Here is a 26,913-nt window from a genome sequence, read left to right on the forward strand (position 1 = left end):
TAGTTCCCTTACTGCTGGTCGTCCATGCCGCCGGGCATTTGCCCGGCGGGATTGCAGCGGCCTCACACCACATGGATACCGTTCTGTACCCACAGGTGATGGCTTGGATCCTCCTGGGCCGTGTATTGGTTATAGTCGATGCCGTCGGCAGTTTGGTTCCCGACCAGGTTCCAGTTGTCCGTCATGTGAACCGTGTCTTTGTCGTCCCCTTTGATGATGAGTGTGTCGGTGCCGGTTTCGGTGATTGCCACCACGTCTGCCAGGTTGAGGGTAAGCGCCACCGAACTGGTGTCGTTGAGGTCGATGACTTCGATGTCGTGCACGCGCCCGGCCAGGTTGCCCAGGTCGATGCTGGCATCGCCGCCGCCCCACAGCAGGGTGTCGGTACCTGTGCCGCCCTCGACGCTGGCGAAGTTCTGGTCGACCACCACCAGCGTGTCGTCACCCGCACCACCCTGCAGGGTGATGTGGCCACCCTGGCTGCCATCGAGGTGGTCGTTGCCGTCGGTGCCGGCGATCACATCGGTGGCGGCTGCCAGGCTGGCCAGCGCCACTGCCTCGTCGCCGGTGTCGGTCAGCAGCGATGTGGTCGTGGTGAGGCCGGCAGCATTGTCCAGGTTGACGGTCAGCGTGGCGGTGTCGGTGGTGCCGTTCGGGTGGGTCAGCTCGTAGGTGAAGGTGTCGTGCTGGCCGACCACCGCCGAGGTAAGCCCCGGGTTGAGGGTGTAGGTGTAGCTGCCGTCGGCATGCACCAGCAACGTGCCGTAGGTGCCGGCCACGCTCACCCCGTTGTAGCCCGGGATGGTGTAGGTGTTGGCCGCTGTCAGCACGCTCAGCACGGTCAGTGCCGAACCGACGTTGTCGTCACTCAGCAGGTTGCCGGTGGCTGCCGTCGCGCCGCTGACCACGAACTCGGTCAGGTGCGTGGTGGTGGCGTTGAGGCTGGTGGTGATGGAACTGAGCAGGCCGATGCCGCCGGCGGTGACACGCACGTGGTAGGTGCCAGCCCCCTGGTTCTGGAAGGTATACCCCGCGCCGCCACCCAGCAGGCTGATCAGCGAACCCCCCGGTACCGACTGCACCAGCACATACTGGCCGGTGGCCGGGTTGAGCTTGAGCAGCTCGATGGTGGTGCCGTTGAGCAGGCTCAACAGGTTGGTGGAGTTGACCACCACCTGCAGGTTGGCCGTGGTATCGGCGGCAACCGTGGTGGTGTAGGTGGCCTGGCGGGTGCCGATCACCGGCAGGCTCAGCGAGCCCAGCGTACTGCTGCTGGTGTCCACGCGGTTGGCCAGGGTGACGTGGCTGGTACCGACATCGTTGACTGCGTCGACCACCGTGGCCGGTGCAGCGTAGTTGGTGTTGCTCCAGACCTCCGTGGCTTGCGGGCTGTCGATGCGCACGTACAGGTTGGCGGTATCGGACAGGCCGTTCGGGTGCACCAGCTGGTAGCTGAACACGTCCACCTTGCCGACACTGTTCGGGCTGCCGTTAGGCGTGTAGGTGTAACTGCCATCGGCACTGATCACCAGGGTGCCGTACTGGCCCTGGACCGTGGTCGAGGTACCGGCCGAGACATAGCTGCCGTTTTTCAGCACTTGCAGCACGGCGGCGCTGTCCGGGCCACGGGCATCCACCGCGCCATCGGTGCCCACGTCGGTGATGACGTTGCCCGAGGTGGCCGTGCCGGTGCCGGTGAACTGGGTCAGGCTGGTGGAGGTGATGTCCAGCGTGGTGCTCACGTTGGTCACCAGGCCGATGCCGCCACTGCCCACGGTCAGCCGGTAGTCACCGGCTTGCAGCACGCCGATGTCCACCTGCAAGCCGATCGGCAGCACGATCAGATCGAGCAGGCCCTGCGTGTTGCCGGTGGCGATGGTCACCCAGGCGCCGCTGGCGTCTTTTACCTGCAGGGTGAAGCTGGTGTTGTTGAGCAGCGCCAGCACGCTGTTGGTGGTCAGTGTAAGGGTCGGGTCGGCCGTGGTGCCTGGCGCCACCGTCCAGGTGTAGGTCTTGGAGAAGCCCGACAGCAGCGTGGTGAAGCTGTCGGTGTAGGTCTTGGTGGCACTGACCGCTGCCAGGTTGACCGTGGCCGTGGCCAGGTTGTCGCTCGCGATGAGCGGCGCGTTGGCATCCACATCCGGTGCGGTGACGTTGACGTTGCCCGACACGTTGCCGCGCGGGTCACTGAGGGTCACCGAGAGGATCTGGCCGTTGTCCTGAGGCGGGCTCAGGGTCACGGTGAAGGTGCCGTTCGGCTGCACCGTCGTGGTTTGCAGCACGGTACCGCTGGCGCTGCGTACGGTCACGGTGGCGCCCACTTCGCCAGTACCGGTCAGGGTACCGCCGTCGGCACTGATCAGCAGGTTGCCAGCAGCCGCAGGCGGGGTCAGGTCTGGTGCGGTCAGCCCAGTGCCAGTGGAGACGTTGCCGGCGCTGTCGGTGAGGGTGACGCTGAGCGCCTGGTTGTCGATCTGCGCCGCAGTCAGGCTGACCACGAACAGGCCGTTGCTGCCCACCGTCGCGGTCCCAAGCACGGTGCCGGCGCTGTTGCGGACGGTGACCGTGCTGCCGATCTGGCCAGAACCGCTGACCGAGGTGCCGTTGGCGTTGATGGTGGCCAGCGGTGCGGCTGGCGGGGTGGTGTCTGGCGCGGTCAGGCTGGTGCTACCGGACAGGTTACCGGCAGCATCGGCCTGGCGCACCACCAGCAGTTGCCCGTCGTTCTGTGGTGCGGTCAGGTTGATGGTGAAGGTGCCGTCGGCTTGCACCACTCCGGTACCGACCTGGCCGTTCGGGCCTTGGACCGTAACGGTGGCGCCCGCTTCACCGTTACCGGTGAGCACCGTGCCCGCGCCGTTGATGGTGACGTTGGTCGGTGTTGCAGGTGGTTGCACGTCTGTGGCGGTGTAGCTGGTACTGCCGGACACATTGCCCGCAGCATCGGCTTGGCTCACGCCCAGCACCTGGCCATTGAGCTGCGCGGCGTTCAGGTTGACGGTGAACACACCACCGCCATTTACCACCGCCGTGCCGAGCACGTTGTTGCTGGCGTCGCGCACGGTTACCGTGGCACCGGCTTCACCGGTGCCGGTCAGCACCAGGCCGTTGAGTGACAGGCTGGTCACCAGCGGGTTGGCCGGTGGCGTGACGTCGGCGGCTTGCAGGAAGGTCGGCTGCGATTCGCCGCCCACCAGTGCCACAGCAGTCACCGAAATATGCTCGCCGTTGAGCTGGGCTGTGTTCAGCGTCAGGGTAAAGGTGCCGTTCAGGGTAGCGCCGCCTGTGCCGATCAGGTTGCCTGCGGCATCGTAGACGCGAATGCCCACGCCACTCGGCGCATTACCGGCCAAGGTCAGGCCGTCGCTGCCCAGAGTCACGTTGGTGGGGGGCACTGGCGGTGCGATCAGTGGTGTGATGTACGTCGCGACCGCAGAGGTATTGATGCCGTCGGATTGCGTCACTGCCAAGGTTGCCAGCGAGCCCGCCGCCGGCACCAGCGTTATCTGGAAGTTACCCGCGGCATCTACCGTGCCAGTGCCGATCACCGATCCGCCGCGGCTGATGGTGACGGTGGCATCAGGCTCGCCCTTGCCGGTCAGCACATCGAACGTATTGTTGATGGCCATGTCGGTGACCACCCCAGGAGGTGAAGTGTCGTTGGTCTGATAGGGCACAATCACCGAGGCGTTGCCCGCATCGTCCGTGGACACCACTGTGAGCAACTGGCCGTTGTTCTGCGGCGGGTTGATCGGCACGGTGAACTGGCCGTTTGCACCCACTTCTACGGTGCCTACGACGTTGTTGTTCGGGTCACGCACCGTGATGGTGGTGCCGGCCTCTGCCGTACCAGTCATCGACGTGCCTGCCGGGTTGAGCAACAGGTTATCGGGTTGCACTGGCGCCGTGAGGTCTGGCGCGTTCACCTGCAGGGGCGCCGACGGGTTGCCGGTGGTGTCCTGGGCGATGACGGTGAGGACTTCGCCGTTGATCTGCGGGTTGTTCAGGTTGAGGACAAAGGTGCCATCCGGGTCGACCGTCACCTGGCCCAGCAGGTCGCCGTTGTTGTTGATCACGGTGACACGCGTGCCGGCTTCGGCAGTACCGATCACCTGGGTACCGCTGTCGTTGATGGTGGCGATCACCGTGGCCGGCGGCGTGGTGTCCACCGCCGTGACCGAACTGATTGGCGAGATGTTGCCGGCTGCATCGGTCAGGGTTACCTGCAGCACCTGGCCGTTGAGCTGCGCACCATCAAGCTCGACGATGAAGGTGCCGTCGGCGCCCACTGTGCCGGTACCGACCTGCGTGGCACCGACGAAGACGCGCACGGTGGCGCCCACTTCGCCGAGCCCGCCCAGCTCGTCGCCTGCCGCATTGAGCCGCAGCTCGGTTGCCGCCGCAGGTGGCGTGAGGTCCGGCGCCAGTACGCTGACCGGTAGGCTGACATTGCCGGGTGGGTCGGCCTGCAGCACCGACAGCAGCTGGTTGTTTATTTGTGCGGGTGACAGGTCGACGCGGAAGCTGCCGTCGGCAAGCACGGTACCTGTGCCCAGTACGGTACCGGCGGCGTTGCTCACGATTACCGTCGCGCCGGCTTCGCCTTGGCCGCTGACCACACTGCCGTCGGCGTTGATCACCACCTGGGTGAGCGGTGCTGGCGGGGTGAAGTCCGGGGTTTGCAGGGTTGCCACTGCCGACACGTTGCCGGCCGCATCGGCCTGGGTGAAGCTGAGCAGCTCGGCGTTACCCAGTGCCGGGTTCAGGGTGATGGTGAAATGGCCGCTGGCATCGACGGTGGCGCTGCCGATTTCGTCGCCGGCCGGGTTGGTCACGGTCACCAGCGCGCCTGCTTCGCCGCGACCGGTGAGGGTGACGCCATCCCCGGAAACGGCCAGTTCGGCAGGTGCCGTTGGCGGCGTGGTGTCGGGTGCAGTAATGGCGCTGGCGGCAGACTGGTTGCCAGCCGCGTCGGTCAGTACCACTTGCACTTGCTGGCCGTTGGCCTGAGGCGATGCGAGGTTGACCTGGAAGGTGCCGTCGGCGCGCACCGTTGCACTGCCCAGCACCGAACCATCGGCGGAGAGCACCCGCACGGCGGCACCTGCTTCGCCGGTACCGTCGAGCAGGCTGCCACCCCCGGCGAAGGCCAGGTTGCCGGCAGCCTCCGGGGCGACGCGGTCAGGGGCGATCAGGCTGACGCTGTTGGACTCGTTGCCGGCCACATCGGACTGGCTGGCGCTGAGCTGTTCGCCGTTGATCTGTGCGGCGCCCAGGTTGACGCTGAAGTTGCCGCTGGCATCGACCACGGCACTACCCAGCTCGATACCGCCTTCGCCAAGCACGGTAACGGTGGCACCTGCCTCGCCGCGGCCACTGAGGACCAGGCCGTCGTTGGACAGCACCAGGTTGGTCAGTGGTTGCGGTGCCGTGGTGTCCGGTGCCTGCAAGGTGGCAGGCAGCGATACGGTGCCATCGGTGCCTGTTGCGCTGACCTGCAGCACTTCACCATTGGCCTGTGCACTGCCCAGGTTGACAGTGAAGGTACCGTCGTTGGCGACCGGGCCGCTGCCCAGCAAAACGCCGTTGGGGCCATACACCTTGACTGTGCTGCCCGCGTCGGCCGTGCCGGTCACCGACAGGCCGTCGCCGGCCAGTACCAGGTTGTCCGGTGTTGCCGGTGCCAGAGCACCCGGCGCAGTGACGCTTTGCCCAGGGGAGACGTTCTGCGCGGCATCGGCCTGGACCACGTTCAGGCTTTCACCCGTGATCGCCGCCGGCGACAGGGGCACGCTGAAGTGGCCGTCGGCTGCCACTGTGGCGGTGCCCAGCACGGTACCGTCAGGTGCCCGCACGCTCACGGTTGCGCCTGCTTCGCCATTACCTGTCAGGGTGGCGCCACTGGCGGAAACCGCCAGGTTGGTCACGGCGGCTGGCGGCGTGGTGTCGGCTGCGGTGTAAGGCGCGGTCGGCGACACGTTGCCGGCTGCGTCGGTGGCGGTCACCTGCAGGGTCTGGCCATTGGTCTGGGCACTGTTCAGGGCGACCTGGAAGGTGCCGTTGCTGCCGGCTACCGCCGTGCCCAGCACGTTGCCGCTAGCATCGCGTACGGTCACGGTGCTGCCGGCTTCGGCGTTACCGGTCAGTTGCAGCCCGGTACCGGACAGGGCGAGTGCGGTGGGTACCGCAGGCGGGGTGAAGTCCGGCGCGGTGACCGCCACGGCGGTGGAGGTGTTGTTGCCCGCGTCGGTCTGCGTAACGCTCAGGTGCTGGGCGTTGAGCTGGGCACTGTTGAGTGTGAGGGTAAAGCTGCCATTGGCCGCCACCAGGCCGGTGCCGATGATGGTGCCATCCGGGCCGCGTACGGTGACTGTGGCGCCGGCTTCGCCCAGGCCGGTCAGGGTCAGGCCGTTGTTGTTCAACGCCACGTTGGTCAGCGGCGCGGGTGGAGTCAGGTCCGGGGTCGTCACATTGACTGCTGGCGACGTGTTGCCGGCGGCATCCACTTGCGTGACGCCGATAGCCTGGCCGTTGGCTTGCGGGGTGTCGAAGGTCACCGTGAAGCGACCGTCGGCGCCCACCGTGGCGGTGCCGAGCACCGCACCGGCAGCGTTGCGTACCTGTACCGTGGCGCCCACCTCACCGCTGCCGGAGAGCTGCCGGCCGTCCTGGCTCAAGGCCGGGTTGGTGATGGCGGCGGGTGGCGTGCGGTCTGGCGTGGCGAGGTTGGCCGGCCCGGAGACGTTGCCGGCAGCATCGCTGAGAGTCACCTGCAGCGGGCTGCCGGTGGTTTGCGCGCTGGGCAGAGTGACCTGGAACTGGCCGCTCTGGTTGACGGTGCCGGTGGCCAGGATGGCGCCACTGGCATCGCGAATGGTCACTGTGGCGCCGGCTTCGCCCTGGCCGCTGAGCACGGTAGCCGCGCTGTTCAGGCTGAGGTTGCTGGCCGCCAGCGGTGCTTGCAGGTCGGGTGCCTGCACGCTGGCTGCCAACGATACGTTACCGGCGGCGTCGGCCTGGGTGACGATCAGGTTCTGGCCGTTTGCCGCAGCCGGAGAGAGGTTGACGCTGTACAAGCCATTGTTGCCAACCACGGCGCTGCCCAGCAGGGTGCCCTGGGCGTCGGTGACCCGCACGGTTGCGCCCACTTCACCCTGGCCGGTCAGCGTGCTGCCGGTGCGGTCGATGTCTGCGGTAGGTGCGTTGGGCGCGGTGGTGTCGTTGGCGACTACGGTGGCCGGAACCGATGGCTGGCCATCGGCGCCGATACGTGCGCTGACCTGCAAGGTTTGCGCGTTGAGCTGGGCGTTGCCGAAGAACACCCGGAAGGAGCCATCGCTGCCCACTGTCGCGGTGCCCAAGGTGGTGCCGCCGGAAGTTACGGTAATCAGCGAGCCGACCGTGCCGGTACCCGTCAGCACGAAGCCGTCGGCACTGATGGCCAAGCCTGCTGGCGTTGCTACCTCGGTGCCGGTCGGGCCGGTCAGGGTAACGCCATCGGATTCATTGCCGGCAGGGTCGATGACCACCACGCTGACTTGATCGTCCGAGGTCAAAGGCGGGTTGACCGGTATCACGAAGGTGCCATCCGGGCCCGCAGTTGTGGTGCCGAGGTCGTCGCCGGTGACCGGGTCGCGGATGACCACGGTGCTACCCGGCTCGGCGGTACCGCCAACGGTACTGCCATCCGGGCTCACGGTCACGCCGGTGGCGGGTTCCGGATCGGTGTTGTCTGGTGCGGTGACGGTAATCGGCGCCGAGCTGTTGCCAGCCGGGTCGGTGACGATCACAGTCACGGTTTCGCCGTTGTTCTGCGTGGTCGGTAGCGTCACGCTGAAGCTGCCGTCGGCATTCACCGGAACCGTGGTTTCTACGCCAGCGCCGTCACGCACGGTCACGGTTTCTGCACCCGGCGCGTTGCCGCTGACGGTAGTGCCATCCTCGCTGACCTCAACCCCGGTCGGCAGGGCCGGTGGGGTGATGTCCGGTGCATTGATCGGTGTGTTGTCGGAAACGTTGCCCGCGGCATCGGTCAGGGTTACCTGCAGGGGCTGGCCGTCCAGCTGTGCAGGTGCCAGCGGCACGGTGAAGTTGCCACCTGCCGGTACTACCACGGTGCCAAGCAGGTCACCGCCAGCGTTGCGTACTTCAACGGTGCTGCCTGCCTCGCCGGAGCCCTGAATGGCGTTGCCGCCTGGGGTGATGGTGAGGTCGGCCGGAGCGGTCGGTGCTGTGCTGTCGTCAGCGGTGAAGGTGGCCGACGGTGAGGCATTGCCACCGCCATCGATCAGCACCACCGACAATACTTCACCGTTGGTCTGGGCGGGGACAAGTGTCACTTCGAACGTGCCGTCTGTATCCACCACAATGGTGCCTAGCAGGTCGCCCGCAGCATTGCGTACCTCTACGGTGCTGCCAGCCTCACCCTGCCCGCTGAGCACTGTTCCGGTAGGGTCAAGGTCCAGGCCTTGTGCCGGCAGCGGTGCCTCGAGGTCAGGTGCAGTGACGGTGCCAGCGAGCGAGTCGTTGCCAGTATTGTCGGCCTGAGTGACAGACAGCGTCTGGCCATTGAGCTGTGGCGGGTCGATTGTCACCTGGAAGGTACCGTCCGGCTGGACCGTTGCGGTGCCCAGTACGGCGCCGCCGGTGCCGGTCACGGTCACCTGCGCACCTGGCTCGCCGCTACCGCTCACGCTGCTGCCGTCACCAGCCAGGACCAGGCCGGTGGGTATATCCGGTGCCTGGGTATCCGGCGCCGACAAGTCGACCGCCGCTGACAGGTTGCCGGCCGGGTCGCGTTGTTCCACGGTCAGTGCCTGGCCGTTGGTCTGCGGCGTGTCGAGGGTGATTTCGAATGCGCCGCCAGTGCCGACCACGGTGCTGCCCAGCACGCTGCCGTCCGGCCCGCGCACGGTGACGGTGGCGCCCGGTTCGCCGTTACCGGTGACCGTGGTGCCGTTGCCATCGATGGCCGGGCTGGTGACCACTTGCGGTGGGGTAGAGTCTGGCGCCGTGAAGTTCACCGGCCCTGCGCTGTTGCCCAGGCTGTCGGTGGCTTCGACGGTCAGGCTTTCGCCATTGCGCTGCGGTGCGCCGAGGGTGATGTCGAAGCGGCCGTCGCCGCCCACGGTCGCGGTGCCCAGCACGTTGCCGTCAGCGTCACGCACGGTGACGATGGAGCCGCTCTGACCTTGGCCGGTAAGGTGAATGCCCGCGGTATCGATAGCGAGCCCCGAGGGTTGCAGCGGGCCATCGGTGTCCGGTGCCACGATGGTGGCGGTCGAGGTATTGCCCGCGGGGTCGCGCAGCACTACGTCCAGTTCCTGGCCGTCAGTTTGCGGTGGGTTCAATACCACGCTGATCACACCGTCGACACCAACCTGGGCGTTGCCCAGCACAGTGCCGTCGGCACTGATGACCTGCACGGTGGTGCCCGGTTCGCCGCGGCCGGTGAGCAGGCCGCCATCGGCACTCAGTTGCAGTTCGCTGGCTTCATTGGGCGGGGTGATATCGGGGGCGGTGATCTGGGTAGGCAGCGAGCTGTTGCCAGCGCCGTCAACTGCCACCACATCCAGTGTCTCGCCGTTGGCCTGGGCCGGGCTCAGGCCGATGGTGAAGCTGCCGTCCTGGCCGGCCTCAACGCTGCCCAGCACATTGCCCTGTGCGTCACGCACTTGCACCTGCGTACCTGCCGGTGCAGTACCGGACACGCTGGAGCCGTCACTGGCCACCACCACGCCGCTCGGGCTTTCGGGCAGCGGTGTATCGGCAACCGTCACACTGACCCCTGCCGAGGTATTGCCGGCGGCATCGGTCTGCACCAGCACAATTTCCTCACCTGCGGCCAGCGGTGCGTCCAGGTTAACCACGAAGGTGCCATTTGGCGCCACGATGCCAGAACCGAGCACAGCACCTTGGGTATCACGCACTTCCACCGTGGCGCCGGGCTCACCACGGCCAGACACGGCCAGGCTGCCATCGCCTGCCACCACGTCGGTGACGATCGTCGGTGCGGTGATGTCCGGCGTCACATAGCTCAGCGGCACCGAAGTGTTGCCTGCCGCATCGGTCACAGTGATGGACAGGGTTTCGCCATTGGCCTGTGGCGGGTCGAGGGTCAGGCTGAAGCTGCCATCCGGCCCGGCAATGGCGCTGCCGATCAGGTTGCCCGAGGCATCTTTCACCTCCACCCGGGCGCCCCCTTCTGCCGTGCCGACCAAGCTGTCGCCATTGCTCAGCACCAGGTCGGCTGGTTGCAGCGGTGCTACCTGGTCCGGCGCCGTCAGTGGGCTAGGTGTAGAGACGTTGCCGGCGGTATCGGTGAGGGTCACTTGCAGTGACGAGCCATCCACCACCGGGGTTGGCAGTTGCACATTGAAGCTGCCATCCGGTTGCACGGTGCCGCTTGCCAGCACCTGGCCCTGATCGTTGCGCACTTCCACGGTGGTGCCTGCTTCACCACGGCCGGAGACCGTGCGGCCATCATCGCTGATGGCCAGTTGGGTGGCTGGCGCTGGAGGGGTGGTATCACCGCCGTTATCAATGATCGGTGCAGTGACGTTGCCGGCAGTGGAGGCGTTGCCTGCGGTATCGGTGGCGGTCAACTGCAACTGCTCGCCCGCCACTTGTGGCGGGGTGAGGCCGATGCTGAATGTACCGTTGGCACCCACTACGACGCTGCCCAGTACGGTAGTGCCGTCGGCTGCCAGCACGCGCACGGTGCTACCGGCTTCGGCACGCCCGCTCACCACGCTGCCATCGGCATTGACTGCAAGTTCGCTTGGTGCGGCGGGTGCGGTGATGTCGGGCGCGGTCACTTGTACCGGCAGTGACGAAGCGCCGTTGTTGTCGATGGCGACCACGTCCAGCAATTCGCCGTTGGCCTGGGCCGGGTTGAGCACCACGGTGAAGGTGCCGTCGGCGCCAACCACGATGCTGCCGACCACGGCGCCGTTGGCATCATGCACTTCCACGCGGCTGCCGACCGGCGCGGACCCGCTGACGCTGGTGCCATCCGCAGCGACGACCAGGTCGCTCGGGCTGGCCGGTGTGGGCACCATTGGTACGTCGAAGGTCAAGGCCTCGGAGGCATTGCCGCTGGCGTCGGTCTGCACCAGGCTCAGGCGCTCGCCCGGCAGCGCGGCCGGGTCCAGGTCGAGCAGGAAGGTGCCGTTGGCGGTCACCGTGCCAGTGCCGATCACGGTGCCATTGACGTCGCGCACTTCGACGGTCGCCCCGGCTTCGCCGCGACCGCTCAGGGTCAAACCGTCTGCACCGACCACGATGTTGTCGACTACGGCAGGGGGCGTGGTATCCGGCGCATCGAACTGCAACGGGGTCGAGACATTACCAGCGGCGTCCACCAGGCGGATGTCGAGGACCTCGCCATTGGCTTGTGCAGGGGACAGGGTAACGCTGAAGCTGCCGCTGGGGTTGACCACGCCGGTGCCAATCACGTTGCCCGAGGCGTCGCGTACCTGCACGGTAGCGCCAGGCTCACCACTACCGGTCAAGGTGACGCCGCCGGCCAGGTCCAGGCCGGTCGGTTGTGCAGGGGCTTGCAGGTCTGGGGTGGCCACCGTGCCAGGGGTGGAGGCATTGCCGGCGGCATCGGTCAGCACCACTTGCAGGGTACTGCCATCGTCGACCGGCGGGGCCAGGGTGACCTGGAAGGAGCCATCCGGGTTGACCGTACCGTTAGCCAGCATGTTGCCCTGGGCATCGCGCACTTGCACGCTGGCGCCCGCTTCGCCACGGCCGCTCAGCTGGCCACCGGCGAGGCCGACGACCAGGTTGGTCGGGGCCTGGGGTGGGGTGGTATCGACACCGTCGATGTCTGGGGCCGTGACACTACCGGCGCTGGAGGCATTGCCGGCGGCGTCGGTAGCGGTGACTTGCAGCACCTCACCGTCCACCTGTGCCGGGCTGAGGGTGATACTGAAGCTACCGGTGGCGCCCACTACCGCCGTACCCAGCACGGTAGTGCCATCGGCTGCCAGCACACGCACGGTGCTGCCCGATTCGGCACGGCCGGTGACGACGGTACCGTTGGCATTGATCGCGAGTTCGCTCGGGGCGGCCGGGGCGGTGATATCCGGCGCACTGATCTGCACCGGCAGGGACGATGCACCCGTGCCATCGATGGCTACCACCTCCAGCAGCTCACCATTGGCCTGGGCCGGGTTGAGGATGACGGTGAAGGTACCTTCGGCGCCCACCACCACACTGCCTACCAGCGTGCCGTTGGCATCGTGGACTTCCACGCGGCTGCCGGCCGGTGCAGCACCCGTGATGCTGGTGCCATTCGCGGCCACTACCAGGTCGCTTGGGCTGGCCGGGGCAGGGGTCAGGGGCACCTCGAACTGCAAGGCTTCGGAGGCATTGCCGCTCGGGTCGGTCTGTACCATGCTCAGTGCGGCACCCGGTTGGGCCGCCGGGTCGAGATTGACCACGAAGGTGCCGTTGGCGCCTACCGTGGCAGTGCCGATGACAGTGCCGAGGGCATCACGCACTTCCACGGTGGCACCGGCTTCGCCGCGACCGCTGAGCACCAGGCCACCGGTACCGACCACGACATTGCTGACAGCAGCAGGCGGGGTGATGTCCGGTGCATCGAACTGCAGCGGTGCAGAGCTGTTGCCGGCGGTATCCACCAGGCGCACATCCAGGGCTTCGCCATTGGCCTGGGCGGGGAACAGGGTGACGCTGAAGGTGCCGTCTGCGTTGATCAGGCCGGTACCAATCACGGTGCCGGCGCTATTGCGCACCTGCACCGTGGCGCCAGGTTCGCCGCGCCCGGTAAAGGTGACGCCATCGGCCAGGGCCAGTTCGCTCGGCTGTGTCGGGGCTTGCAGGTCTGGCGAGGCGACCGAGCCCGGTTGCGAGACGTTGCCAGCGGCATCGGTGAGGGTGACTTGCAACGTGCTGCCGTCATTAACGGCAGGGGACAAGGTTACCGCGAAGGTGCCATCCGGGCCGACGGTACCGGTTGCCAGGACAGTGCCTGCGGCGTCACGCACCTGTACGGTGGTGCCGGCCTCGCCACGCCCGCTCAACTGGCTGCCGGCGAGGCCGATCACCAGGTTGGTGGGTGCGTCAGGTGGTGTGGTATCGCCCCCGTCGATGTCTGGCGCGGTGACCGAGCCAGCGGTCGAGGTGTTGCCTGTCGCATCGGTGGCGGTGACTTGCAGCACTTCGCCGTCGACCTGTGCCGGGTCCAGGGTGATGCTGAAGCTGCCCGTGGCGCCCACTACCACGCTACCCAGCACGGTGGTGCCATCGGCGGCCAGCACACGCACGGTGCTGCCGGGTTCGGCACGGCCGGTGACTACTGTACCGTCAGCGTTGACGGCCAGTTCGCTCGGGGCGACAGGTGCCGTGATGTCCGGTGCGGAGACCTGCGTTGGCAGGGACGCTACGCCAGCATCGTCGATGGCCACCACATCCAGCAGTTCGCCATTGGCCTGGGCCGGGTCGAGGACCACGGTGAAGCTACCATCCGGGCCTGCCACGACACTGCCAATCAGTGTGCCGTTGGCATCGTGCACTTCCACGCGGGTGCCGGCGGGTGCCGTACCGCTGATACTGCTGCCGTCTTCGGCAAACACCAGCTCGCTGGGGCTTTCCGGGGCGGTGGCTACCGGCACTTCGAACGGCAACGCTTCGGAGGCGTTGCCGCTTGGGTCGGTCTGCACCAGGCTCAGTTGCTCGCCCGGCTGCACCGCTGGGTCGAGGTTGACCAGGAAGGTGCCGTTGTCGGCGACCACACCGGTGCCGATCACGGTGCCGTTGGCATCGCGCACTTCGACAGTGGCGCCGGCTTCGCCGCGACCACTCAGGGCCAGGCCGCCGTTGCCGACCACGATGTTGCTGACCGCCTCAGGCGGGGTGATGTCCGGTGCATCGAACTGCAGTGGGGCAGAGGTGTTGCCGGTGGCATCCACCAGGCGCACATCCAGGGCTTCGCCGTTGGCTTGAGCGGGTGTAAGGGTAACGTTGAACAGGCCGTCGGTGCCAACGATGCCAGTGCCAATAAGGGTGCCGGCGGCATCACGTACTTGCACGGTGGTACCGGGTTCGCCGCGACCGGTGAAGGTCACGCCGTCGGCCAGGGCCAGCTCAGTGGGCTGGGCAGGGGCCTGCAGGTCCGGCGAGGTGACCGAGCCGGGTGGCGAGACGTTGCCAGCAGCATCGGTCAGGATTACTTGCAAGGCGCTGCCATCGGTAACGGCAGGGGTCAGGGTAACTGCGAAGCTGCCATCGGCGCCGACGGTGCCGGTGGCCAGCACAGTACCTGCTGCATCGCGTACCTGTACGGTGGTGCCGGCTTCGCCACGCCCGCTCAACTGGCTGCCGGCGAGGCCGATCACCAGGTTGGTGGGTGCGTCAGGTGGTGTGGTATCGCCCCCGTCGATGTCTGGCGCGGTGACCGAGCCAGCGGTCGAGGCGTTGCCTGCTGCATCGGTGGCGGTGACTTGCAGCACTTCGCCGTCGACCTGTGCCGGGTCGAGGGTGATGCTGAAGCTGCCGGTGGCGCCAACCACCACGCTACCCAGCACGGTGGTGCCATCGGCGGCCAGCACACGCACGGTGCTGCCGGGTTCGGCACGGCCGGTGACTACTGTACCGTCAGCGTTGACGGCCAGTTCGCTCGGGGCGGCAGGTGCGGTGATGTCCGGTGCGGTGATCTGTGTTGGCAGGGACGCTACGCCAGCATCGTCGATGGCCACCAAGTCCAGCAGTTCGCCATTGGCCTGGGCCGGGTCGAGGACCACGGTGAAGCTGCCATCCGGGCCCGCCACGACACTGCCAATCAGCGTGCCGTTGGCATCATGCACTTCCACGCGGGTGCCGGCAGGTGCCGTGCCGCTGATGCTGCTGCCGTCTTCGGCGAACACCAGCTCGCTGGGGCTTTCCGGGGCGGTGGCTACCGGCACTTCGAACGGCAGCGCTTCGGAGGCGTTGCCGCTTGGGTCGGTCTGCACCAGGCTCAGTTGCTCGCCCGGCTGCACCGCTGGGTCGAGGTTGATCAGGAAGGTGCCGTTGTCGGCGACCACACCGGTGCCGATCACGGTGCCGTTGGCATCGCGCACTTCGACAGTGGCGCCGGCTTCGCCGCGACCACTCAGGGCCAGGCCGTCGTTGCCGACCACGATGTTGCTGACCGCAGCCGGCGGGGTGATGTCCGGTGCATCGAACTGCAGCGGGGCAGAGCTGTTGCCGGCGGTATCCACCAGGCGCACATCCAGGGCTTCGCCATTGGTCTGGGCGGGCGCAAGGGTAATGCTGAACAGGCCATCGGCACCGACGATGCCGGTGCCGACGACGGTGCCGGCGGCATTACGGACTTGCACGGTGGCACCGGGTTCGCCGCGACCGGTGAAGGTCACGCCGTCAGCCAGGGCCAGCTCGGTGGGCTGGGCAGGGGCCTGCAGGTCCGGCGAGGTGACCGAGCCGGGTTGCGAGACGTTGCCAGCGGCGTCGGTCAGGGTGACTTGCAGCGCGCTGCCGTCGGTAACGGCAGGGGTCAGGGTAATTGCGAAGCTGCCATCGGCAGCGACAGTGCCGGTGGCCAGCACAGTACCTGCTGCATCGCGTACCTGTACGGTGGTACCGGGTTCGCCACGCCCGCTCAGTTGGCTGCCGGCCAGGCCGATTACCAGATTGGTCGGGGCTGCCGGTGGCGTGGTGTCGACGCCGTCAATGTCCGGCGCGGTCACCGCGCTGGTGGGTGATGTGTTGCCGGCGGCATCTGTTGCCGTGGCTTGCAGCACTTCACCATCGACTTGTGGCGGGTTGAGGTTGATGCTGAACACGCCGGTCGGGCCGACCACGGCAGTGCCCAGTTCGCTGCCGTCGGCGGCAACGATGCGCACGGTGCTGCCCGGTTCGGCACGGCCAGTGAGGACGGTGCCGTCAGCGCTGACGGCCAGTTCGGTCGGGCTGGCCGGGGCGGTGATGTCTGGCGCGGTGATTTGCGCCGGCAGCGAGGACACGCCGCTGTCATCGATGGCGACCACATCCAGCAGTTCGCCGTTGGCTTGGGCAGGATTGAGCTCGAGGCTGAAGGTGCCATCGGCATTGGCGATGGCGCTGCCGATCAGTGTGCCATTGGCGTCATGCACCTCCACGCGAGTACCGGCAGGCGCGGAACCGCTGAGGGTGGTGCCGTCGGCATCGACGGCCAGGTTGCTCGGGCTGACCGGTGCAGTGGTCAGTGGTACATCGTATTCAAGGGCAACGGAAGCGTTGCCGCTTGGGTCAGTCTGCACCAGGCTCAGCTGTTCGCCCGGCTGTGCAGCTGGACTGAGGTCGATCAGGAAGGTGCCGTTGGCAGCGACTACGCCAGTGCCGATCACGGTGCCGTTGGCATCGCGCACTTCGACAGTGGCACCGGCTTCACCGCGACCACTCAGGGCCAGACCGCCGTTGCCAACCACGATGTTGCTGACCGCATCGGGCGGGGTGATGTCCGGGGCGGTGAATTCCAGTGGTATCGAACTGTTGCCGGCCGCGTCCACCAGGCGTACATCCAGTGCTTCGCCGTTGGCCTGCGCAGGGTTCAGGGTCAGGCTGAACAGGCCATCGGCGCCGACTACACCCGTACCGATGATATTGCCTGCTGCGTCACGCACCTGCACGGTGGTGCCGGCTTCGCCACGGCCGCTCAGTTGGCTGCCGGCCAGGCCGATTACCAGGTCAGTCGGTGCTTCAGGCGGCGTGGTGTCGACGCCGTCGATGTCCGGCGCGGTTACCGAACTGGCCACGGAGGTATTACCAGCGGCATCGGTGGCGGTAGCTTGGAGTACTTCACCGTCTACCTGTGGCGGAGCAAGGTTGATGCTGAACACGCCGGTCGGGCCGACCACGGCAGTGCCCAGTTCGCTGCCGTCGGCGGCAACGATGCGCACGGTGCTGCCGGGCTCGGCACGGCCGGTGATGACGCTACCATCCGCGCTGACAGCCAGGTCAGTCGGAGCGGCGGGCGCGGTGATGTCCGGCGCGGTGACCTGCGTCGGCAGCGAAGAAACGCCGCTGTCATCGATGGCGACCACATCCAGCAGTTCGCCGTTGGCTTGGGCCGGGTTCAGCTCGATGCTGAAGGTGCCGTCGGCATTGGCGATGGCGCTGCCGATCAGGGTGCCGTTGGCATCGTGTACCTCTACGCGGGTACCCGCAGGGGCGGAACCGGTGAGGGTGGTGCCGTCGGCATCGACGGCCAGGTTGCTCGGGCTTACTGGTGCAGTGGTCAGCGGTACATCGTATTCAAGGGCAACGGAGGCGTTGCCGCTCGGATCGGTCTGCACCAGGCTCAGCTGTTCGCCCGGCTGTGCAGCTGGACTAAGGTCGATCAGGAAGGTGCCGTTGTCACCGACAACGCCAGTGCCGATCACGGTGCCGTTGGCATCGCGCACTTCGACAGTGGCGCCGGCTTCGCCGCGACCACTCAGGGCCAGGCCGCCGTTGCCGACCACGATGTTGCTGACCGCCTCAGGCGGGGTGATGTCCGGTGCATCGAACTGCAGTGGGGCAGAGGTGTTGCCGGTGGCATCCACCAGGCGCACATCCAGGGCTTCGCCGTTGGCTTGAGCGGGTGCAAGGGTAACGTTGAACAGGCCGTCGATGCCAACGATGCCAGTGCCAATAAGGGTGCCGGCGGCATCACGTACCTGCACGGTGGCACCGGGTTCGCCGCGACCGGTAAAGGTCACGCCGTCAGCCAAAGCCAGCTCGGTGGGCTGGGCAGGGGCCTGCAGGTCCGGCGAGGTGACCGAACCGGGTGGCGAGACGTTGCCAGCGGCATCGGTCAGGGTCACTTGCAGGGCGCTGCCGTCGGTAACGGCAGGGGCCAAGGTAACTGCGAAGCTGCCATCGGCGCCAACAGTGCCGGTGGCCAGCACAGTACCTGCCGCATCGCGTACCTGCACGGTGGTGCCAGGCTCGCCGCGCCCGCTCAGCTGGCTACCGGCCAGGCCGACTACCAGGTCAGTCGGGGCTGCCGGTGGCGTGGTGTCGACGCCGTCAATGTCCGGCGCGGTCACCGCGCTGGTGGGTGATGTGTTGCCGGCGGCATCTGTTGCCGTGGCTTGCAGCACTTCGCCGTCGATTTGTGGCGGGGTGAGGTTGATGCTGAACACGCCGGACGGGCCGACCACGGCCGTACCCAGTTCGGTGCCATCAGCGGCAACGATACGCACAGTGCTGCCGGGTTCGGAGCGGCCGGTGATAACAGTGCCGTCAGCGCTGACGGCCAGTTCGGTTGGGGCGGCCGGCGCGGTGATATCCGGGGCGGTGATCTGTGCGGGTAGCGAGGACACGCCACTGTCATCGATGGCGACCACATCCAGCAGTTCGCCATTGGCCTGGGCTGGGTTCAGTTCGATGCTAAAGGTGCCGTCGGCATTGGCGATGGCGCTGCCGATCAGTGTGCCATTGGCGTCATGCACCTCCACGCGAGTACCGGCAGGCGCGGAACCGGTGAGGGTGGTGCCGTCGGCATCGACGGCCAGGTTGCTCGGGCTTACTGGTGCAGTGGTCAGCGGTACATCGTATTCAAGGGCAACGGAGGCGTTGCCGCTCGGATCGGTCTGCACCAGGCTCAGCTGTTCGCCCGGCTGTGCAGCTGGACTAAGGTCGATCAGGAAGGTGCCGTTGTCACCGACAACGCCAGTGCCGATCACGGTGCCGTTGGCATCGCGCACTTCGACAGTGGCGCCGGCTTCGCCGCGACCACTCAGGGCCAGGCCGCCGTTGCCGACCACGATGTTGCTGACCGCCTCAGGCGGGGTGATGTCCGGTGCATCGAACTGCAGTGGGGCAGAGGTGTTGCCGGTGGCATCCACCAGGCGCACATCCAGGGCTTCGCCGTTGGCTTGAGCGGGTGCAAGGGTAACGTTGAACAGGCCGTCGATGCCAACGATGCCAGTGCCAATAAGGGTGCCGGCGGCATCACGTACCTGCACGGTGGCACCGGGTTCGCCGCGACCGGTAAAGGTCACGCCGTCAGCCAAAGCCAGCTCGGTGGGCTGGGCAGGGGCCTGCAGGTCCGGCGAGGTGACCGAACCGGGTGGCGAGACGTTGCCAGCGGCATCGGTCAGGGTCACTTGCAGGGCGCTGCCGTCGGTAACGGCAGGGGCCAAGGTAACTGCGAAGCTGCCATCGGCGCCAACAGTGCCGGTGGCCAGCACAGTACCTGCCGCATCGCGTACCTGCACGGTGGTGCCAGGCTCGCCGCGCCCGCTCAGCTGGCTACCGGCCAGGCCGACTACCAGGTCAGTCGGGGCTGCCGGTGGCGTGGTATCGACACCGTCGATGTCCGGCGCGGTAACCGCGCTGGTGGGCGATGTGTTGCCGGCGGCATCTGTTGCCGTGGCTTGCAGCACTTCACCATCGACTTGTGGCGGGTTGAGATTGATGCTGAACACGCCGGTCGGGCCGACCACGGCAGTGCCCAGTTCGCTGCCGTCGGCGGCAACGATGCGCACGGTGCTGCCGGGCTCGGCACGGCCGGTGATGACGCTACCATCCGCGCTGACAGCCAGGTCAGTCGGAGCGGCGGGCGCGGTGATGTCCGGTGCGGTGACCTGCGTCGGCAGCGAAGAAACGCCGCTGTCATCGATGGCGACCACATCCAGCAGTTCGCCGTTGGCTTGGGCTGGGTTCAGCTCGATGCTGAAGGTGCCGTCGGCATTGGCGATGGCGCTGCCGATCAGCGTGCCGTTGGCGTCATGCACCTCCACGCGAGTACCCGCCGGGGCAGAACCGGTGAGGGTGGTGCCGTCGGCGTCGACGGCCAGGTTGCTCGGGCTGACTGGTGCAGTGGTCAGCGGTACATCGTATTCAAGGGCAACCGAAGCGTTGCCGCTCGGATCGGTCTGCACCAGGGTCAGCTGTTCGCCCGGCTGCACCGCCGGGTCGATGTCGATCAGGAAGGTGCCGTTGGCACCGACTATGCCAGTGCCGATCACGGTGCCGTTGGCATCGCGCACTTCGACCGTTGCACCCGGCTCGCCACGGCCACTCAGGGCCAGGCCATCAGCGCCGACCACGATATTGCTTACTGCGCCAGGCGGGGTGATGTCCGGTGCATCGAATTGCAGCGGCGCCGAGCTGTTGCCGGCGGCATCCACCACGCGCACATCCAGGGCTTCGCCGTTGGCCTGCCCAGGGTTCAGGGTCAAGCTGAACAGGCCATCGGCGCCAACGATGCCAGTGCCGATAAGGGTGCCGGCGGCATCACGCACTTGCACGGTGGCACCCGGTTCGCCGCGACCGGTGAAGGTCACGCCGTCGGCCAAGGCCAGGTCAGTCGGTTGAGCAGGCGGCAGCAGGTCGGTAGAGGTGACCGAGCCCGGCTGCGACACATTGCCAGCAGCATCGGTCAGGGTGACTTGCAGGGTACTGCCGTCGTTCACGGCAGGAGTCAGGGCAATGACGAAGGTGCCATCGGCGCCAACGGTACCGGTCGCGAGGATGTTGCCTTCGGCGTCACGCACTTGCACGGTGGTGCCGGCTTCGCCGCGGCCGCTCAGTTGGCTGCCGGCCAGGCCGATTACCAGGTCAGTCGGGACTTCAGGCGGTGTGGTATCGCCACCGTCGATGTCCGGTGCAGTGACCGAGCTGGCCACGGACGTATTGCCAGCGGCATCGGTCGCAGTGGCTTGGAGGACTTCGCCGTCCAGCTGCGGTGGGTTGAGGTTGATGCTGAACACGCCGGTCGGACCGACCACGGCCGTGCCCAGTTCGCTGCCGTCGGCAGCAACGATGCGCACGGTGCTGCCCGGTTCGGCACGGCCAGTGAGCACGGTGCCATCCGCGCTGACAGCCAGTTCGGTCGGGGCGGCAGGCGCGGTGATGTCTGGTGCGGTGACCTGCGCCGGCAACGAAGAAACGCCACTGTCATCGATGGCAACCACGTCCAGCAGTTCGCCGTTGGCCTGGGCCGGGTTCAGTTCGATGCTGAAGGTGCCGTCGGCATTGGCGATGGCGCTGCCGATCAGGGTGCCGTTGGCGTCATGCACCTCCACGCGAGTACCCGCCGGGGCGGAACCGGTGAGGGTGGTGCCGTCGGCGTCGATGGCCAGGTTACTCGGGCTGACTGGTGCAGTGGTCAGCGGTACGTCGTACTCCAGGGCCACCGAGGCGTTGCCGCTTGGGTCTGTCTGTACCAGGCTCAGTTGCTCGCCTGGTTGCGCGGCTGGATTGAGGTCGATCAGGAAGGTACCGTTGGCACTCACCACGCCAGAGCCGATCACGTTACCGTCGGCATCGCGCACTTCTACGGTGGCGCCAGGTTCGCCACGCCCGCTCAGGGCCGTGCCTCCCGGGCCGACCAGAATGTCGGTGACGGCATCAGGCGGGGTGATGTCCGGGGCGGTGAATTCCAGTGGTATCGAGCTATTGCCCGCGGCATCGACCTGGCGAATGTCCAGGGCTTCGCCGTTGGCCTGGGCAGGCGAGAGGGCGAGGCTGAAGGTACCGTCAGCGTTGACCAGGCCGCTGCCGATGAGGTTGCCGGCAGCATCGCGCACCTGCACGGTGGCGCCGGGTTCGCCGCGACCGGTGAGGGTTACACCGTTGGCCAGGGCCAGGTCGGTTGGCTGGTCTGGGGCGGTGGTGTCAGGGTTGTCGACGTCCGGTGCCGTGATGCTTGCAGCTGGCGAAGTATTGCCGGCTGCGTCCGCGGCGCTGACTTCCAGGGCCTGGCCGTCGGTTTGTGGCGGTTGCAGGGTGATGCTGAACTGGCCGTCCGCACCCGCTACCGCAGTGCCCAGCACTACGCCGCCAGTGCCGCGTACGGAAACCGTCGAGCCAGGTTCGGCACGCCCGGTAAGGGTGGTGCCCTGTTCGTTGATGGCGAGGTCGGTCGGTGCCAGTGGTGCGGTTGCATCCGGGGCGGTGACGGTGCCTGGTGCCGAGACATTACCGGCACCATCGGTCAAGGTGACTTCAAGGTTCTCGCTGTTGATCTGTGGTGGGTTCAACGTCACGTTGAAGCTGCCGTCGGCACCCACGGTGCCGCTGCCGATCAGGTTGCCGGCGGCATCACGGATATTCACCGTGCTGCCCGCTTCACCCCGGCCGGTCAGGCGCAGGCCATCCGGCGACACCAGCAGGTCGATGGGCGTGGCCGGGGCAGTGGTATCGGGGTCCGAGCCGCCACCGCTGCTTCCGCCACCGCCGCTGTCGGCTGCAGCTGCTGCGCCACCGACACCGAGCAGGCTGAGCCCGGCAATCGCCCAGGTCGGCATGGCGTTACCGGCGGTGCCGATACCCGCGACCAGTTCGTCCAGCGAGGCTACGTCTTCGAAGGTAAAGCCGGTGAACGCTGCCGCGTCGTACTGGGCGTGCCACAGTGTGCCGTCTTCGCCGACGAAGACGATGTCGCTGCCGACCCCGGCCTGGTCCACCGCGAAGAAGTTGCCGACGGTGACTTTCTCACCCGACTTCAGGGTGATGATCAGGTCCTGCCCGCGTTGGGTAACGGTGGCTACTTTGTCGGGAGATACCGGCATCTGCACGACGCCTGGTGCTTTGAGATTGATATTGCCCCAGGCGCTCTGAGTGGCGACTTCGGATTGCTTGTCGGCGATGACGATGTTGTCCATGGATGCTCCCTGCTGGTATCCGGATCCCCCGGCCCGAAACGTTCGGGCCACAACCGCCATAACAGAGCCCTTGCCGGGGTGTTACGCGCAGCCTCGACCAGGCAGTCGAGATTTGGGTGGTTAGGGAGATATAGCAGTCGGGCAGGAAGCAACCAGAGGCTTTCTGGGTTAATCCTTTTGTAGGTGATCCTCAGCGGAGCCCCAGCCGGCGGGCCAATCGGCTCAAGTTTGCGCGGTCCAGGCCCAGCTCGCGCGCGGCTGCCGCCCAGTTGTCCTGGTGGCGTTGCAGGCAGGCTTCGATCACCTGGCGTTGGTAGAGGTCGACCGCTTCACGCAGGCCGCCTTCAGGTAATGCTGCCACCTGGAGCGGGGTTGTGGGGGAGAGTAGGGGCCCCGGTGTTGCCGAAGACACGCGCAGGTCCAGGTCGATGGCTTCGAGTGTGAGGATACGTGGCCGATCGGGGTGTTGGCCCAGTGCCTTGAGGGCCGAGCGGCCGATCAGGTGTTCCAGTTCGCGCACGTTGCCTGGCCAGTCGTAGGCGACCAGCGCGGCTTGGGCGTCGTGGCTCAGTCGCAGGCTGTTCAGGCCCAGGCGCGAACGGTTCTGTTCGAGGAAGTAGCCAGCCAACAGCAGTACATCTCGACCACGTTCGCGCAAAGGCGGCACGTGCAGCGGGTACACGCTGAGGCGGTGATAGAAGTCGGCGCGGAAGTTGCCGTTGCGCACTTCTGCTGCCAGGTCACGGTTGGTGGCGGCAATCAGGCGCACGTCCACGCGGTGCTCGCGGTCCGAGCCCAGGCGTTGCAACTGGCCGCTTTGCAGCACACGCAGCAGCTTGGCCTGTACGGTGAGTGGCAATTCACCCACTTCGTCGAGGAACAGCGTGCCGCCGTTGGCCAGTTCGAACTTGCCGCGGCGCTCGCCGTGCGCACCGGTAAAGGCACCGCGTACATGGCCGAACAGTTCGCTTTCTACCAGCGTGTCGGGCAGGGCGGCGCAGTTCAGGCTGACCAGCGGCTTGTCTGCGCGGCTGCTGGCCTGGTGCAGGGCAAGGGCCACCAGTTCCTTGCCGACGCCGGTTTCGCCGGTGATCAGCACGGTCAGGTCGCTGCCACCGACCAGGCGGATTTCCTCTACCAGGCGCTTGTGCGCCGGGCTCTGGCCAATCAGTTCTTTATCCTGGCCGCTGGCCTGGCGGTAGATCTCGGCGCGGTGGTGTTCGTCCTCGGCGCGCAGGGCCAGGTGCTCGATGCGCTCGGCCACGGTAACGGTGGCGGCGGCCAGGCTGGCGAAGGCCTGCAGGGCATCCAGTTCCAGGCTCTGGAACTGCCCGGGGGTGAGGGCATCGAGGGTGACCAGGCCCCAAGGGCGTTCATCGACCATCAACGGGCAACCCATGCAGTCGTGCACTTCAAGGTCGACGTCCGGGGCATTGACCAGGCCATCGTAGGGGTCGGGCAGTTCGGAGTCGCTGGCAAAACGGGTGGGTTCCGAGCGGCTGAGCAAGATCTGGAACCGTGGATGCTCGCTGACCCGGAAGCGCCGGCCGAGGGTGTCGGGGCTCAGGCCATCCACAGCCAGCGGTACCAGCCATTCACCATCCAGGCGCAGCAGCGCGGCGGCATCGCACGGCAGCAGGCCGCGCATGGCCTGCAGTAGGCGCCGGTAGCGCTCCTGATCGGGCAAATCGCGGGACAGGTCGCTGACCAGGGGCAGCAGGGCGGTGAGCAATGGCTTTGTGGTCATAAAGACTCCAGTGGGTCGATATGACTATACGCCGGGGTGGGTCGTTTTGACATGACCTGCGTCAAACCCCTGATTTTGCTGGCGATAAAAGTTGGCACGATTTCTGAAATGGCTAGAGCAGTCATTTGAAGCCACAGGCTCAGGAGTTGTCGCAATGCTCAATGCCGAACAACGTGCAATCATCAAGGCCACTGTACCCCTGCTGGAAAGCGGCGGCGAAGCGCTGACCACCCACTTCTACAAGATGATGCTCAACGAGTATCCCGAGGTCCGTCCACTGTTCAACCAGGCCCACCAGGCCAGTGGTGACCAGCCGCGGGCCCTGGCCAACGGCGTGCTGATGTATGCCCGCCACATCGACCAGCTGGAGCAGTTGGGCGGCCTGGTCGGGCAGATCATCAACAAGCATGTTGCCCTGCAGATTCTGCCGGAGCACTACCCGATCGTCGGCAGCTGCCTGCTGCGCGCCATCGAGGAAGTGCTGGGCAAGGAAATCGCCACCCCCGCGGTGATCGATGCCTGGGCCGCGGCCTATGGCCAGCTGGCCGACATCCTGATTGGTGCTGAAGAAAACCTTTATAAACAGAAGGAAGAGGCCGAGGGCGGCTGGCGCGGTACCCGCGAATTCCGCCTGGTGCGTCGCGAGCAGGAAAGCAGCGAGATCGTCTCGTTCTACTTTGCCCCGGTAGATGGCAAGCCGGTGCTCAAGGCCGAGCCAGGCCAGTACATCGGCCTGAAGCTGGACATCGACGGTGCCGAGCAGCGCCGCAACTATTCCCTGTCGGCGCTGTGCGATGGCAAGGAGTACCGCATCAGCGTCAAGCGCGAGGCGGGCGGCAAGGTTTCCAATTACCTGCACGATGAGCTGGTGGTGGGCGATACCCTGCAACTGTTCCCGCCTGCGGGTGACTTCACCCTGGCTGCCAGCGACAAGCCGCTGGTGCTGATCAGCGGGGGCGTGGGCATCACGCCGACCCTGGCGATGTTGCAGGCGGCGTTGCAGACCCGGCGCGAGGTGCATTTCATTCACTGCGCCCGTAACGGTGCGGTGCATGCTTTCCGTGACTGGGTCGATGGCCTGGCGGCGCGTCATCCGCAGCTCAAGCGCTTCTACTGCTATGCCGAGCCTGCGGGTGGCGCTGAGGCCGATGCCATCGGCCTGCTGAGCGAGGACCTGCTGGCCGAGTGGCTGCCGCCGGAGCGTGATGTGGATGCCTACTTCCTTGGGCCCAAGGCCTTCATGGCGGCAGTGAAGCGCCAGTTGAAGGGCCTGGGTGTGCCGGAGCAGCAGAGCCGCTACGAGTTCTTCGGGCCGGCGGCTGCCCTGGAGTAATCCACCGAAGGTACTGCGCTGACCTGTAGGAGCGGCCTTGTGCCGCGAAAGGGCCGCAAAGCGGCCCCTGCAATATCAGCTGCGAAGCTGAGACCCTGGGGCCGCTTTGCGGCCCTTTCGCGGCACAAGGCCGCTCCTACAGGGAGAGTGCAAGCCATTCCCGGGCCTTTCATCCCAGCCGGTGGGTCGCACCACACCTTCCTGCTTATATATAAAGGAAAGATGAAACCGGGCGCTGCGCTTTCATCTTTAATCCTCCTTTAATCACGGTATCCTTCACTCCCGGGTGTCGAGGGGCTTGCCCCTGCGCGGCACCCGGGCTGCCGTTTTTTTGCCGCCCAGCGTTGAACCGACGTTGTGATAGCCGGTCTCAGCCACACCGGATAGCCCTGCGCAGTGCGATCACGCTGCTTCCTCGGCACGCTCAAAGGCCCTGCCCAGCGTGTAGACTTGCGCTCAGGCAGGCGGACCACGCTGCCACTATCCATCGAAGGAACCGGCAATGAACGAACAAACATCGCGCCTGAATCGGGAACGGCGCTTTCTGGTGCTGTTGGGCCTGATCTGCCTCTCGCTGATCGGCGGCGCCCTCTATATGCAAGTGGTGTTGGGCGAGGCACCGTGCCCGCTGTGCATCCTGCAGCGTTACGCGCTGCTGTTCATTGCCGTATTCGCCTTTGTCGCCGCGGCGATGCCCGGGCGCCGCAGCCTGACCTTCTTCGAGGCACTGGTGGTGCTAAGCGCAATTGGCGGAATCATTGCGGCCGGCAACCATGTGTATATACTCGCCAACCCCATGGTCAGCTGTGGCATCGATACCCTCCAGCCGATCGTTGACGACCTGCCTCTGGCCAAACTCTGGCCGCTGGCATTCCAGGTCGACGGCTTCTGCAGCACGCCGTACCCGCCGCTTCTCGGCTTGTCGCTGGCGCAATGGGCGCTCGTGGCGTTCGTGCTGACCGCCATCCTGGTTCCGCTCGGGATCTACCGCAACCGACGCCAGGCTTAGACAAAAGTCCTGAATTGCATGTGGTCTTTTACACCGCATGAGAAGAGGGAAAAGTCGCTCACCGCTTGATCCAGATCAACCACAAAGCCTTGCAGAATGCGGCTTTGAGGCCTAGCAAGCGGGGTGCGACAAACTGTCGCGAAGTTGAATTATCGAGCAGCATTGTTACGCATTCTGTAAAAGACTGTTGCTCAATAAGTCATAGTCAAGGGTTGGC

4 protein-coding genes are annotated in these 26,913 nt (G+C 66.3%); 2 read left to right on the forward strand and 2 right to left on the reverse strand.

The genetic code is table 11. From position 1 onward, the window contains the following. Positions 1-62: 62 nt before the first annotated feature. Together MRBLPB4O_RS04220 and norR are read right to left on the reverse strand one after the other, a co-directional pair. Positions 63-22,607: a BapA/Bap/LapF family large adhesin gene (locus MRBLPB4O_RS04220; RefSeq protein ID WP_341797598.1), complete on the reverse strand. Its 22,545-nt coding sequence runs from the start codon at positions 22,605-22,607 to the stop codon at positions 63-65. A gap of 190 nt (positions 22,608-22,797) precedes the next feature. Beyond that, positions 22,798-24,354, reverse strand: a complete 1,557-nt coding sequence (gene norR, locus MRBLPB4O_RS04225) for a nitric oxide reductase transcriptional regulator NorR (RefSeq protein ID WP_341797599.1) — start codon at positions 24,352-24,354, stop codon at positions 22,798-22,800. Positions 24,355-24,508: 154 nt separating this feature from the next. On the opposite strand from norR, the gene hmpA reads away from it, so the two are divergent. Both hmpA and MRBLPB4O_RS04235 read left to right on the forward strand, forming a co-directional pair. Continuing rightward, positions 24,509-25,687, forward strand: a complete 1,179-nt coding sequence (gene hmpA / locus MRBLPB4O_RS04230; protein ID WP_341797600.1) for an NO-inducible flavohemoprotein — start codon at positions 24,509-24,511, stop codon at positions 25,685-25,687. A 502-nt stretch (positions 25,688-26,189) separates the two neighbouring features. After that, complete coding sequence (locus MRBLPB4O_RS04235) at positions 26,190-26,696, forward strand: disulfide bond formation protein B (RefSeq protein WP_341797601.1); 507 nt, start codon at positions 26,190-26,192, stop codon at positions 26,694-26,696. The last annotated feature ends 217 nt before the right edge of the window (positions 26,697-26,913 follow it).

It is taken from the genome of Pseudomonas sp. LPB4.O (assembly GCF_038383825.1).
GTDB lineage: Bacteria > Pseudomonadota > Gammaproteobacteria > Pseudomonadales > Pseudomonadaceae > Aquipseudomonas > Aquipseudomonas putida.

What these genes read in the sequence shown, in the direction of transcription:
- norR (WP_341797599.1), bottom strand. Translation starts at nt 24,354, where the DNA reads ATGACCACAAAGCCATTGCTCACCGCCCTGCTGCCCCTGGTCAGCGAC.
- MRBLPB4O_RS04235 (WP_341797601.1), top strand. Translation starts at nt 26,190, where the DNA reads ATGAACGAACAAACATCGCGCCTGAATCGGGAACGGCGCTTTCTGGTG.
- MRBLPB4O_RS04220 (WP_341797598.1), bottom strand. Translation starts at nt 22,607, where the DNA reads ATGGACAACATCGTCATCGCCGACAAGCAATCCGAAGTCGCCACTCAG.
- hmpA (WP_341797600.1), top strand. Translation starts at nt 24,509, where the DNA reads ATGCTCAATGCCGAACAACGTGCAATCATCAAGGCCACTGTACCCCTG.